The sequence below is a fragment of the Micromonospora sp. RTBAU3-60 genome (assembly GCF_054963695.1).
In genome coordinates this window covers 13,664-26,114 of the sequence record NZ_JBUEGB010000012.1, presented here as the reverse complement: position 1 = coordinate 26,114, position 12,451 = coordinate 13,664, and the positions used below count along the sequence as shown (strand labels likewise).

11 protein-coding genes are annotated in these 12,451 nt (G+C 72.7%); 4 read left to right on the top strand and 7 right to left on the bottom strand.

The window, feature by feature from the left end; all coding sequences use genetic code 11:
• Positions 1–78 precede the first annotated feature (78 nt).
• Both ACY34I_RS14210 and ACY34I_RS14205 read left to right on the top strand, forming a co-directional pair.
• Positions 79–1,059, top strand: a complete 981-nt coding sequence (locus ACY34I_RS14210) for an acyl-CoA desaturase (RefSeq protein ID WP_462755522.1) — start codon at positions 79–81, stop codon at positions 1,057–1,059.
• Positions 1,060–1,248: 189 nt separating this feature from the next.
• The gene (locus ACY34I_RS14205) at positions 1,249–1,932 is read left to right on the top strand and encodes a TetR/AcrR family transcriptional regulator (RefSeq protein ID WP_148803815.1); all 684 of its coding nucleotides are present in this window, start codon (positions 1,249–1,251) and stop codon (positions 1,930–1,932) included.
• Positions 1,933–1,953: 21 nt separating this feature from the next.
• Here the strand turns inward: ACY34I_RS14205 and ACY34I_RS14200 are convergent, their stop codons facing one another.
• The 6 genes from ACY34I_RS14200 to ACY34I_RS14175 form a co-directional block, all read right to left on the bottom strand.
• Positions 1,954–2,415 carry a DUF4383 domain-containing protein gene (locus tag ACY34I_RS14200; protein ID WP_462755521.1) on the bottom strand — a complete coding sequence of 154 codons (462 nt, stop codon included), beginning with the start codon at positions 2,413–2,415 and terminating at the stop codon, positions 1,954–1,956.
• A 236-nt stretch (positions 2,416–2,651) separates the two neighbouring features.
• The gene (locus ACY34I_RS14195; protein ID WP_462755520.1) at positions 2,652–3,107 is read right to left on the bottom strand and encodes a DUF4383 domain-containing protein; all 456 of its coding nucleotides are present in this window, start codon (positions 3,105–3,107) and stop codon (positions 2,652–2,654) included.
• A gap of 94 nt (positions 3,108–3,201) precedes the next feature.
• Positions 3,202–5,001, bottom strand: a complete 1,800-nt coding sequence (locus tag ACY34I_RS14190) for an ABC-F family ATP-binding cassette domain-containing protein (RefSeq protein ID WP_462755519.1) — start codon at positions 4,999–5,001, stop codon at positions 3,202–3,204.
• A gap of 306 nt (positions 5,002–5,307) precedes the next feature.
• Positions 5,308–6,261, bottom strand: a complete 954-nt coding sequence (locus tag ACY34I_RS14185; protein ID WP_462755518.1) for a 4-(cytidine 5'-diphospho)-2-C-methyl-D-erythritol kinase — start codon at positions 6,259–6,261, stop codon at positions 5,308–5,310.
• A gap of 85 nt (positions 6,262–6,346) precedes the next feature.
• Positions 6,347–7,216 (bottom strand): 16S rRNA (adenine(1518)-N(6)/adenine(1519)-N(6))-dimethyltransferase RsmA, encoded by an 870-nt coding sequence (gene rsmA / locus ACY34I_RS14180; RefSeq protein WP_462755517.1) that lies wholly within the window; start codon positions 7,214–7,216, stop codon positions 6,347–6,349.
• 64 nt (positions 7,217–7,280) lie between these two features.
• On the bottom strand, positions 7,281–8,186 hold the full coding sequence (locus tag ACY34I_RS14175; RefSeq protein WP_462755516.1) for a TatD family hydrolase: 906 nt from the start codon (positions 8,184–8,186) through the stop codon (positions 7,281–7,283).
• Between the two features lie 159 nt (positions 8,187–8,345).
• Here ACY34I_RS14175 and ACY34I_RS14170 point away from each other — a divergent pair, with 159 nt between their 5' ends.
• Entirely contained in the window at positions 8,346–9,584 is a 1,239-nt protein-coding gene (locus ACY34I_RS14170; RefSeq protein ID WP_462755514.1) for a hypothetical protein, read from the top strand.
• Between the two features lie 60 nt (positions 9,585–9,644).
• Positions 9,645–10,496, top strand: coding sequence for an alpha/beta fold hydrolase (locus tag ACY34I_RS14165; protein WP_264998479.1), 852 nt, complete (start codon positions 9,645–9,647; stop codon positions 10,494–10,496).
• Positions 10,497–10,556: 60 nt separating this feature from the next.
• Here the strand turns inward: ACY34I_RS14165 and metG are convergent, their stop codons facing one another.
• Positions 10,557–12,359, bottom strand: coding sequence for a methionine--tRNA ligase (gene metG / locus ACY34I_RS14160; protein WP_462755511.1), 1,803 nt, complete (start codon positions 12,357–12,359; stop codon positions 10,557–10,559).
• Positions 12,360–12,451: the final 92 nt, after the last annotated feature.

The following is a 12,451-nucleotide window of genomic DNA, read 5'->3' as shown; positions in this document are numbered from 1 at the left end:
ATCCGAGACTGTCCGCTGCGATCTAGGCCGCCGCTGGTTACGGTGACGTAGGCGTAACCCGTCCCGCTGGGAGGTGCCATGTCGACCGCCCTGACCGGCCCGAACACCGGACCGAAGCCGCTGACCGAGGGCCACCAGTCCCGGGGCATCCTGGTCGCCCTCTGGGCTTTCGTGGTCGTACCGTTCCTGGCCCTGCTCGCCGCCGTACCGATCGCCTGGGGCGGTTGGCTGGGCTGGAGCGATGTGCTGGTGGCCACCTTCTGGTACATGCTGTCCGGGCTCGGCGTCACCGTCGGCTACCACCGTTACTTCACCCACGGCTCGTTCAAGGCGAAACCGTGGCTGCGGGTGGTGCTCGCGGTGGCGGGCTCGTTCGCCGTGCAGGGCGAGGTCATCCAGTGGGTGGCCGACCACCGCCGGCACCACGCCTTCTCCGACCTGGAGGGCGACCCGCACTCGCCGTGGCGATTCGGGGAGAGCGTCGGCGGGCTGACCCGCGGGCTGTTCCACGCGCACGTCGGCTGGCTGTTCAACCGGGAACTGTCCAACCGGGAGCGGTTCGCCCCGGACCTGCTCGCCGATCCGGCCACCCGCCGCGTCGACCGGCTGTTCCCCGTGCTGGTGGCGGTCTCGCTGCTCGGACCGGCCGCGATGGGCGGGCTGCTCACCTGGTCGTGGCAGGGCGCCCTGACCGCGCTCTTCTGGGGCGGGCTGGTCCGGATCGCGCTGCTGCACCACGTCACCTGGGCGATCAACTCGGTCTGCCACGTCTACGGGGAGCGCCCGTTCGCGGTGCGGCAGGGCGATCGGGCGGCGAACTTCTGGCCGCTGGCGCTGCTGTCGTTCGGGGAGAGCTGGCACAACCTGCACCACGCCGACCCGACCAGCGCGCGGCACGGGGTGCTGCGGGGCCAGCTCGACCCGTCGGCGCGGGCGATCTGGCTGTTGGAGAAGGCGGGTGCGGTGTGGGCGGTGCGATGGCCGAAGCCGGAGCGGATCACCGCGAAGTTGGTGGAGCCGGAGCGGATCCGGGCCCGGTCGGCGGGGCGGGAGCGATAACGGGTCGGTCGGGCGCGGGGCAGCCTGGCAGGATGGCCGGGTGACCGACCTTCAGCGCCGCCGACCGGCGGGCCTGCCCGGCGGCCGGATCCGCGGCGGCCGCGACGCCAGGCTGCGGGTCCGGGAGGTGACCACATGAGCGCGCAGCTCCCCCGGCAGGGCGGCACCGAGCGCCGGCGAGGTGACGAGATGACCGAGGTTCCCGGCGACAAGGCCGGTGTGGCCCGGCGGCGGACGGTCCCGGCGAAGTCGTCGTCGCGGGTGCGGATGTCCGCGGCGCAGCGCCGCGAGCAGTTGATCTCGATCGCGCGGCAGATCTTCGCCGAGCGCGGTTTCGATGCCACCTCGATCGAGGAGGTGGCCGCCCGGGCCAAGGTCTCCAAGCCGGTGGTCTACGAGCACTTCGGCGGCAAGGAGGGGCTGTACGCGGTGGTGGTGGACCGGGAGGTCCGCTCGCTGCTGGACCGGATCACCACGGCGTTGACCGCAGGGCATCCGCGGGAGCTGTTGGAGCAGGCGGCGTTGACGCTGCTGACGTACATCGAGGAGGAGACCAGCGGGTTCCGGGTGCTGGTCCGGGAGTCGCCGTTGATGTCGGCGACGGGCAATTTCAGCAGTGTGATGAACGATGTGGCGCACCAGGTGGAGCACATCCTGGGCGCGGAGTTCTCCAGCCGGGGGTACGACCCGAAGCTGGCGGAGCTGTACTCGCAGGCGCTGGTCGGCATGGTGGCGTTGACCGGGCGCTGGTGGTTGGAGGTGCGCAAGCCGCGTAAGGAGACGGTCGCGGCGCACCTGGTGAACCTGGCCTGGAACGGCCTGTCCCACCTGGAGGCGAAGCCCGGTCTGATCACGTCCCGCAAGCCGGGGTGAGCTGGCGGGCCCGTCGCCGCGCTAGGCGACCGAGTGGCGGCGGCGCCGCAATTCATCCTCGGCGTGCTCGGGCGGGCCGACCTTGTCGTAGAGGCCGGTGGCGAGCAGGATCAGCCCGAACAGCATCGACACGATGACGGTCGACATCGAGAAGTTGAGGATGTTCGCCGTGGTCTGCAGTACGGACATCATCACGATGCTGGTGACCAGGAAGACCACCCCGGCGGTCAGGTTCATGTAGTGGCCCAGGTTGGTGCGGCGAGACGCGCCGATCAGCAGGAAGGCGCCGAACAGCACCGAGACGATCGAGAACGCGAGGTTGGTCCGGAGCCCGAGCGCCCAGTGGCTGCCCCGGCCGAAGAGCGACTCGCCGGCGGTCAGGAACACGCCGTACACGCCGAAGACCAGGATGTAGAGACCGATGATCCCGGAGAGGACCCGGTAGAGCGGCCGCGCGGGATGGTTCACCGGGAAGTGCGGCATGGGACCCTCCAGCCAGGTGACCAATTCACGGCTATTGTCACCCGCACTGTCCGACCCTGTCCCCCAAACGCCGAAGGCCCGGCCGAAGCCGGGCCACCAACAAAAGATCTTTCACCACCGGGCAGCAGGGGCGGCACCAGCGGTGACCATCGAGGTTCCGCCGGAGCCCGACCCGCGGAGGGATCAAGCGTGACCGCCCGGAGCGGGTCGGGCTCCGGCGGAAACCAGAGCGCAAATCAGAGCACGAGACGAGCCTTCTCGAAGGCTTCCCGCTCCTCGTCGGTGCCGACCTTGCCGTACATGCCGACCATCAGCAGCACCAGGGCGAGGACCAGCGTCACGATGACGGTGGCGACGCTGAAGTTGAAGATGTTGGCGTCGGTCCGCAGGGACGCCAGCTCGGCCAGGCCGAGGACCATCAGGGCGTACGACAGCCACTGGTTGATCATCACGTCGAGGTTCCGGCCGAGCACGGTGCCGAGCAGGATCAGGGCGCCGAGGACGATCGCGACCAGCGAGAAGCCGAGGTTGGTGCCCTGCCCGAGGGCCGTGGTGTCGTCCTGGGCGAAGAAGTCGTTGCCGACGCTGGCGATGACGCCGAGGACGCCGAAGACGACGAAGTACAGACCAACGAGCCCGCCGATCGCCCGGTAGATCGGCCGCGCGGGGTGGTTGACGGGGGTGTGGGCCATCTCAGCGTCTCCAAGACCGTTTGGATGAGGGGTCGCCTGCGATTGTCCCGTACGCCGGGCTGTGACGCCGCACACCCCCCACCCCGTGTCGGCGTCAGCCGGCCGGCAGCTCCTCGGCGAGGGTCAGCCAGGCCTCCTCGGTGCGTTCCCGCTCGGCCCGCAGCTCCTTCAGCTGGGCGTCCAGCTCGGCGACCTTGGCGTAGTCGGTGGCGTGCGCGGCGAGCTGGGCCAGCAGGTCGGCCTCCTTCTGCTCCAGCTTGGCGACCTGCCGCTCCAGCTTGGCGAGTTCCTTCTTCGCGGTGCGTACCTCGGCGGCCGACAAGCCCTCGCGGGGCGGTGCGGACATGCCCGGGGTGAGGTCGGCGGGGGCCGGGCCGCCACCCGCGGCGGCCCGGGTCAGGTACTCGTCGACGCCGCCGGGCAGGTGCACGAGCCGGCCGTCGCCGAACATCCCGTACGCGACGTCGGCGACCCGCTCGATCAGGTACCGGTCGTGGCTGGCCACCACGATCGTGCCGGGCCAGGAGTCGAGCAGGTCCTCCAGGGCGGCGAGGGTGTCGGTGTCCAGGTCGTTGGTGGGCTCGTCGAGGAGGAGCACGTTGGGCTCCCCGGCGAGCAGGCGGAGCATCTGCAGCCGGCGGCGCTCGCCGCCGGAGAGGTCGCTGACCGGGGTCCAGAGCCGGCGGTCGTCGAAGCCGAAGATCTCGGCGAGCTGGGCCGCGCTGATCTCCCGGTCGCCGAGCTGGACGCGCCGGGCCACCTCCTCGACGGCCTCGAGGACGCGCAGGTGGCCGGGGAGTTCGGCGAGTTCCTGGGAGAGGAAGGCGGGTCGCACGGTCTGCCCGGTGGTGAGGCGCCCGCCGTCGGGGCGGGTGACGTCGGCCAGCATCCGCAGCAGGGTCGTCTTGCCGGCGCCGTTGCGGCCGAGGATGGCGACCCGGTCGCCGGGGCCGACCTGCCAGGTGACGTCGTGCAGGATCTCCTTCGGGCCGGCGTGCAGGGTGACCTGGTCCAGGTCGTACACCTGCTTGCCGAGCCGGGCGGTGGCGAGCCGTTGCAGCGACGTGTTGTCGCGCGGCGGCGGGACGTCGGCGATGAGCGCGTTGGCCGCCTCGATGCGGAACTTCGGCTTGGAGGTCCGGGCGGGCGCGCCGCGGCGCAGCCAGGCGATCTCCTTGCGGAGCAGGTTCTGCCGGCGGGCCTCGGTGGCGGCGGCGACCCGCTGCCGCTCGGCCCGGGCGAGGGTCCACGCGGCGAAGCCGCCCTCGTACGCCCGGACGGTCTGGTCGGCGACCTCCCAGGTGCTGGTGCAGACGGCGTCGAGGAACCACCGGTCGTGGGTGACCACGACGAGGGCGCCCTTGCGGGTGACCAGGTGCCGGGCCAGCCAGTCGACGCCGCCGACGTCGAGGTGGTTGGTGGGCTCGTCGAGGATGAGCAGTTCGGCGTCGCGGACCAGCAGTGCGGCGAGCGCGACGCGGCGGCGCTCGCCGCCGGACATCGGGCCCACGGGCGCGTCGAGGCCGAGGTGCGGCATGCCGAGGCCGTCGAGGATGGCGCGCACGCCGGCGTCGCCGGCCCACTCGTGCTCGGCGCCCATGCTCTCGCCGAGCCACGCGGTGCCGAGGACGACGTCGCGGACGGTGGCCTCGGGGGCGAGGTTCAGGGTCTGCGGCAGCCAGGACACGCGCAGGTCGCGGCGGTGGGTGACGCGGCCGTCGTCGGGTTCCTCGGTGCGGGTGAGCAGCCGCAGCAGGGTGGACTTGCCGGCGCCGTTGAGGCCGACCACGCCGACCCGGTCGGCGTCGTCGAGGCCGAGCGAGACGTCGGTGAGCAGCGGCCCGGCAGCGCCGTACCCCTTGGACACCCGGTCCAGGTTGACGATGTTGGCCACTATCCCACCTTTCATGATCAAGGCGTCCCGGTGCCGGCGGGCACCTAAGGACGCCTGGCCCCTCAGGGTACGCGGGCCGGACGTCGGCCCCGGTGAGGGTCAACGATCCCGGACGCCCGGTTTGTTCCGCCAGGTCGCCGACCTGGCGGTGTCCGGGCCACCGTGACACCGCCACATCGGCGACGCCGAGTCGATCTTGCTCGACCGGTCAGCGGGGCCAGGCCGGGCCGGGCCAGCTCCCTGCCCGACCGGTCAGGCCTGGCCGGGCCAGGCCAGGCCAGAGCGGGCCAGGGCGGCCCCGGCAGGTCAGACGACGCGGGCGCCGGCCACCGGGCCGTGGGCGACGCGGGCCTCCCGGCAGACCCCGGCGGCGGACAGCTCCGCCGCGATCCGCCCGGCGTGGGTCTCGTCCGCGGCCAGGAAGACACAGGTCGGCCCGGAACCGGAGACGATCCCGGCGAGCGCGCCGGCCGCCTCGCCGGCCTTGAGGGTCTCGGTGAGGGCGGGCCGCATGGTGAGCGCGGCGTCCTGGAGGTCGTTGCCGAGGGCGGCGGCGAGCACCCGGGGGTCGCGCTGGCGCAGCGCGGCGAGCAGCGCGTCCGTGCTGCCCAGCGGCGCCCCGGCGGTGCCGGCGTCGCGGAGCCGGTCCAGTTCCCGGTAGGCGGCGGGGGTGGAGAGGCCGCCCTCGGCGATCGCCACCACCCAGTGCCATGAGGTCGGGCGGGCCAGCACCGGGCTGACCGCCTCGCCCCGGCCGGTGCCCAGCGCGGTACCGCCGTGGATCAGGAACGGCACGTCGGAGCCGAGGTCGGCGGCGATGCCGGCCAGCTCGTCGCGGGACAGCCCGGTGCCCCAGAGCGCGTCGCAGGCGACCAGGGTGGCGGCGGCGTCGGCGCTGCCGCCGGCCAGCCCGCCGGCGAGCGGGATCTGCTTACGCAGGTGCAGCCGCGCGTGCGGCGGGACGCCCGCGTATCCGGCGAGGGCGTGGGCGGCCCTGATCACCAGGTTGGAGTCGTCCAGGGCCAGCTCGCCGGCGCCCTCGCCCTCCATGGTGAGGGTGAGGGTGTCGCCGCGGCGGGCGGTCAGCTCGTCGTAGATCGAGATCGCGTGGTAGACGGTGTTCAGCTCGTGGAAACCGTCCCGGCGCAGCGGCCCCACCCCGAGGTGCAGGTTGATCTTTGCGGGCACCCGGACCTTCACCGGCCCGCTGGCCCCGCGCCGCTGCTCGTCCTCGTCGTCCGGTCGCCAGGCCTCGGTCACAGGGCGATGTCCCGTGGGCGCAGGCGGATGTCGAACGGCTTCTCCACGATCAACTCCTCGGCGGGGTCGGGCAACGGCGCCCAGCCTACTGGGCGGCGGCGGGGACCGTCGGGGCCGACGCGGCGATGGCGGCGAACTGCTCCACGGTCAGCGACTCGCCACGGGCGCCCGGGTCGACGCCGGCGGCGGTGAGCGTCGCGGCCGCCCGGTCGGCGCCGCCGGCCCACCCGGCAAGGGCGGCGCGCAGGGTCTTGCGGCGCTGCGCGAACGCCGCGTCGACCACCGCGAAGACCGCCTCCCGGCGGACGTCGGCGCGGGGCGGCTCCCGGCGGGTGAAGGCGACCAGCCCGGAGTCGACGTTCGGCACCGGCCAGAACACGTTCGGCGGGACCTTACCGGCGGCTCGGGCCCGGGCGTACCAGGCGAGCTTGACCGACGGGACGCCGTACACCTTGGAGCCGGGACCGGCGACGAGCCGGTCGGCGACCTCCTTCTGCACCATCACCAGCCCATGCCGCAGGCTGGGCAGTTCGGCGAGCAGGTGCAGCACCACCGGCACGGCGACGTTGTAGGGCAGGTTCGCCACCAGCGCGGTGGGGGCGGGCGCACCGAGGTCGGCGGCGGTGACCCGGAGCGCGTCGGCGGGGTGGACGGTGAGCCGGGCGGCGTCCGGGCCGGCGAACCGGGCGGCGGTCTCCGGCAGCGCGGCGGCCAGCGCCGGGTCGATCTCCACGACGTGCACGTGCGCGGCGACCGGGAGCAGGGCCAGGGTGAGCGAGCCGAGCCCGGGCCCCACCTCGAGCGCCACGTCGTCGGGGGCGAGCCCGGCGGTGGTGACGATCCGGCGGACGGTGTTGGGGTCGTGCACGAAGTTCTGGCCGAGTTTCTTGGTCGGCGTCACGCCGAGACGCGCGGCGAGCTCCCGGATCTCCGCCGGGCCGAGGAGACCGGTCACGCCCCGTAGCGTATGCGCCCGCACCGGCCTGACCGGAGGGGACCCTTCTCCAGGGCTCCTCCGGTCACCACGGGCCGAAGACCCGGTCGCCGGTCGCGGAGATCGCCGCACAGAGCTCGTCGAGGTCAGCCCCGGTGATCGCGGCCAGGGACCGGACGGTGAGCGGGATCAGGTACGACGCGTTCGGCCGCCCCCGGTGCGGCATCGGGGTCAGGTACGGGGCGTCGGTCTCCACCAGCAGCTGGTCGACCGGCGTCACCGCGGCGGCCTCGCGTAGCGACCCGGCGCTGCCGAAGGTGACCGTGCCGGCGAAGCTGAGCAGGTAGCCCCGGCGGACGCAGTCGCGGGCGAAGTCGGCGTCGCCGGAGAAGCAGTGCAGCACCACCGTGTCGGGGGCGCCCTCGTCGTCGAGGATGCGCAGCACATCGGCGTGCGCGTCCCGGTCGTGGATCACCAGCGCCTTGCCGTACCGCTTGGCGATGGCGATGTGCGCGCGGAAGCTCTCCTCCTGGGCGGCCCGCCCCTCGTCCCCGGTACGGAAGAAGTCCATCCCGGTCTCGCCGACGCCGCGTACCCGGTCGCGGGCGGCGAGGGCCTCGATCTCGCGCAGCGCCTCGTCCAGGTCGGCCAGGCGGGGTGCCTCGTTCGGGTGCAGCGCGACGGTGGCCAGCACGGCGCCGTAGCGCTCGGCGACGTCGGCGCCCCAGCGGGACGACTCGACGTCCACGCCGACCTGGACGAGCCGGTTCACGCCGACGCCGGCGGCCACCCCGATCGCCGCGCCGACCGGGTCGTCGGCGGGTCCGCCGGGTACGCCGTACTCGCCGACGGTGATGTCGAGGTGGGTGTGGCTGTCCAGCACGGGACGGGGCAGCGCCTCGGGGGCGGGCGGGAACTCGCCGGCCCGGCGGGCGGCGCGCTGCTTGCGGGTTTCGGTCCGCGCGCTCGGCTGTTCGGTTGGCTCGGTCATCAACCAAAGGATCACACACTGGTCGGGTCCACCCGCCCGCCACCTCGTGTTCACCTCCACTACCCAGGGCGAACCTACCGTCGCGGGGGTGACTGACCGGAGCGAGCGAACCATCGGGCTCAGCAGCGAGCGGACGACCCGTGCACCGGTCGTGACCCCATGAGTGTCACCCCTCGGGCCAGCGGGGACGCGGGCGAGCGGACCGGCCTGCACGTGACGTACGAGGGCCGGGTGCACCCGGCGGAGGAGATCGCCCGGGGCGCGGCGTACGAGCTGTTCAGCGCCGAGGAGGTGCCCGGCTTCGAGTGGGTGCCCCGGCCAGGGGCGGCGTACCCGTGGCGGAAGTTCGTGCACGTCAGCGAGGTGAGCGCGGTGCACGGGGCGGTCGAGCCGACCGAGGAGGCGGACCCGCCGCTGCTGATGCCGGTGCACCGCGCGCACGGCTGGGCGTACCTGCACCAGCTCAGCCAGCAGCCGGCCGCGGCCGGCGACCCGACGCTCGCCGCGGTGCGCGCCTCCGCGGTGATCCGGCCGGGCACCCGGATGGTGAAGGTGCTCTCCGCCCGCCAGCTCGCCGGTTACGTGCGAGGTTGGCTGCCGCATGGCTTCTGCTACCGGGAGCACGACGTGGCGCACCTGCGTACGCCGGCCGGGATGGGGGTGCTGCGCGGCGACGGCGAGGGCGGCGACGTGGCGTACGCGCTGCGCTGGCGGGCCGCCGACCCGGCCGATTACGCGGTGCCGGCCGGATCAGCGTACGAGGGGCTGACCGCGCTGCCGCCGCGGGACCGGCTGGGGCCGCCGGTGCTGGGCACCGGGTTCGTGCCGAGCACCGCCCAGCTCGTCCCGGAGTTCGTCACCCGGGACTTCGCCGACCTGCCGATGCCCGCGAACGCCACCCTGCTCGCCTACCCGGCGGACGGGGTGGAGGTGGTGCTCTACACGTATCAGGCGGAGCAGCGGGGCTGGCTGCGGCTGGTCGGGCGGCAGTGGCGGCACCTGCTCGCCGCGGTGCCCGGGCTCTCCCCCGACCAGGAGTACGTGCCGACGGGTGACGCGCCCCGCTCGACCCAGCTCGTCGGCGCGTACGGGGACAGCGAGTACGAGGCGGTGGCCGACCAACCGGGTGGCTTCCGCGTGCTGGCGATGACCCGGGCGGCCCGGTATCCGGTGGAGTCGGTGGCCCGGCGGCTGCGGTACGCCACCTGGCGCGGGGTGCCCTGCCTGGTGCTGCGGGAGGAGTCGGGCTGGCTGCGGCTGCGGTTGTGCCGCCCGGACCCGGACGCGGTGGTGGCCACCGGGGCGCAGTGCCACGAGCGGGGCGTCTACGAGGCGTGGGCGCCGGGCCCCGAGGTGACCGACGACCGGGTGGTCGACCTGCCGTACCGGACGGCATAACCGCCGACGGCGCGGGAATCCGCCGGGGTCCGTTTGGCACCCCAGCTCAGGAGACCCGAGATGCCCTTCATCACCGTCGGCACGGAGAACTCCGCGCCCATCGACCTGTACTACGAGGACCACGGTTCCGGACAGCCGATCGTGCTCATCCACGGTTTCCCGTTCAACGGGGCGACGTGGGAGAAGGTGACCATCCCGCTGCTGAACGCTGGATACCGGACGATCACCTACGACCGGCGCGGCTTCGGCAACTCCGCCCAACCGACCGCCGGGTACGACTATGACACCTTCGCGGCCGACCTGGACGTGCTGATGACGGAGCTCGACCTGCGCAACGCGATCCTGGTCGGGCACTCCATGGGCACCGGCGAGGTGACCCGCTACCTGGGCACGTACGGGTCCAGCCGGGTGGACCGGGCGGTGCTGCTGGCCCCGCTGGCGCCGATGCTGTTGAAGACCCCGGACAACCCGGAGGGCGTGGACAAGAGCCTCTTCGACGGTTTCCAGCAGGCCATCCTCAACGACCGCTTCGCCTTCCTGACCCAGTTCTGCCAGAACTTCTTCAACTACGACGAGAACAAGGGCAAGTTGGTCAGCGACGAGGCGTTCCGGGCGCACTGGGAGATCGGGGCCCGGGCGTCGGCGAAGGGCACCCACGACTCCGTGACCGCGTGGCAGACCGACTTCCGGGGCGACCTGGGCCGGATCGACGTGCCGGTGCTGATCGTGCAGGGCGACAAGGACGCGGTGCTGCCGTACCCGGCGACCGGGCAACGGTTGCAGCCGATGCTGCCCGGCAGCCAGTTGATCACGCTGCGGGGCGCGCCGCACGGCACCCCGTGGACCAACGCCGCCGAGGTGAACAAGGCGATCATGGAGTTCATCGGCGCGCCGTCGATGGCGCGCGCCTGACCGGCGCGGACGGCGCGGCCCCGGGGAGGTGTCCCCCGGGGCCGCGGTCGTCGGTCGGGCTCAGCCGGCGAGCCGGGCCAGCTCCTCGTCGACGATGGACGGGTCGAGCTTGCGGAACACCGGCTTCGGCGCCGCGAGCGGCCGACCCACCGCCAGGGGTACGGACTCCCAGCGCGCGCCGACCGTGTAGTCGCCGGTCAGCACCGGGTACGCCGGCCCGCCGTCGAGGTCCCGCACCTCCTCGATCACCGGCATCGGCGCGTGCACGCCGGTGCCGCCGAGCAGCTCGTGGATCTTCTGCGCCGAGTGCGGCAGGAACGGGGTGAGCAGCGTGTTGGCGTCGCTGACCACCTGGAGGGCGACGTGCAGGATGGTGCCCATCCGGGGCTTGTCGTCCTCGCCCTTGAGCTTCCAGGGCGCCTGCTCGGAGAGGTATTTGTTCGCCTCGGCGACCACCTTCATCGCCTCGCCGATGGCCTGCTTCTGCCGGTGCTTGGCGATCAGGTCACCGACGACGGTGAAGCCGGCCCGGGCGGTGGCGAGCAGCGCCTCGTCGGCCTCGGTGAGGCCGGCCGGGTCGACCGGCGGGATGGCCCCGAAATTCTTCGCCGCCATCGAGATGGACCGGTTGACCAGGTTGCCCCAGCCGGCGACCAGCTCGTCGTTGTTCCGGCGGAGGAACTCCGACCAGGTGAAGTCGGTGTCGTTGCTCTCCGGGCCGGCGACCGCGATGAAGTAGCGCAGCGCGTCGGCGTCGTACCGCTGCAGGAAGTCCCGGACGTAGATGACGACCTTGCGGGACGAGGAGAACTTGCGCCCCTCCATGGTCAGGTATTCGCTGGAGACCACCTCGGTGGGCAGGTTGAGCCGGCCCAGCTCGCCCGGGTCGCCGTCGCGCGAGCCCTCACCCGAGTAGCCGCCGAGCAGCGCCGGCCAGATCACCGAGTGGAAGACGATGTTGTCCTTGCCCATGAAGTAGTAGCTGCGGGCGTCCTTGCCCTCGCCGTCGGCGGACCACCACTTGCGCCAGGCCTCCGGGTCGCCGGTGCGGCGGGCCCACTCGATGGAGGCGGACAGGTAGCCGATGACCGCGTCGAACCAGACGTAGATGCGCTTGTCGGACCGGTCGCGCCAGCCGTCGAGCGGGATGGGCACGCCCCACTCCAGGTCCCGGGTGATGGCCCGGGGCTGCAGGTCGTCCAGCAGGTTGCGGGAGAACCGGAGCACGTTGGGCCGCCAGCCCTCCCGGGTGTCCAGCCACTGGCGCAGCGCGTCGGCCAGGGCCGGCAGGTCGAGGAAGTAGTGCTCGGTCTCGACGAACTCCGGCGTCTCGCCGTTGATCTTCGACCGGGGATTGATCAGGTCGATCGGGTCGAGCTGGTTGCCGCAATTGTCGCACTGATCGCCGCGGGCGCTGTCGTAGCCGCAGATCGGGCAGGTGCCCTCGATGTAGCGGTCGGGCAGGGTGCGGCCGGTGGACGGGGAGATCGCCCCGGTGGTGACCTTGGGGACGATGTAGCCGTTGCGGTGCAGCCCGAGGAACAGCTCCTGCACCACGGCGTAGTGGTTGCGGGTGGTGGTCCGGGTGAACAGGTCGTACGACAGGCCCAGCGCCCGCAGGTCCTCGGCGATCACCCGGTTGTAGCGGTCGGCCAGCTCGCGCGGGGTGACCCCCTCGGCGTCGGCCTGCACCTGGATCGGGGTGCCGTGCTCGTCGGTGCCGGAGACCATGAGCACGTCGTGGCCGGCCATTCGCATGTACCGGGCGAAGACGTCGGAGGGAACGCCGAATCCGGATACGTGGCCGATGTGGCGCGGGCCGTTGGCGTAGGGCCAGGCGACCGCGGCGAGAACGTGACTCATGAGCAGCAAGCCTAGTGATTGCCCGGGGGCGGCCGCGAACCAATAGGACGCGTCCCACGCATCGACTCCGACACCTCGTCCGATTTGTCGCC

Excerpts from the sequence above, each read along its gene's own strand:
- ACY34I_RS14165 (WP_264998479.1), top strand. The coding sequence starts at position 9,645 with ATGCCCTTCATCACCGTCGGCACGGAGAACTCCGCGCCCATCGACCTG.
- ACY34I_RS14205 (WP_148803815.1), top strand. The coding sequence starts at position 1,249 with ATGACCGAGGTTCCCGGCGACAAGGCCGGTGTGGCCCGGCGGCGGACG.
- ACY34I_RS14195 (WP_462755520.1), bottom strand. The coding sequence starts at position 3,107 with ATGGCCCACACCCCCGTCAACCACCCCGCGCGGCCGATCTACCGGGCG.
- ACY34I_RS14210 (WP_462755522.1), top strand. The coding sequence starts at position 79 with ATGTCGACCGCCCTGACCGGCCCGAACACCGGACCGAAGCCGCTGACC.
- ACY34I_RS14175 (WP_462755516.1), bottom strand. The coding sequence starts at position 8,186 with ATGACCGAGCCAACCGAACAGCCGAGCGCGCGGACCGAAACCCGCAAG.
- ACY34I_RS14170 (WP_462755514.1), top strand. The coding sequence starts at position 8,346 with ATGAGTGTCACCCCTCGGGCCAGCGGGGACGCGGGCGAGCGGACCGGC.
- metG (WP_462755511.1), bottom strand. The coding sequence starts at position 12,359 with ATGAGTCACGTTCTCGCCGCGGTCGCCTGGCCCTACGCCAACGGCCCG.
- ACY34I_RS14200 (WP_462755521.1), bottom strand. The coding sequence starts at position 2,415 with ATGCCGCACTTCCCGGTGAACCATCCCGCGCGGCCGCTCTACCGGGTC.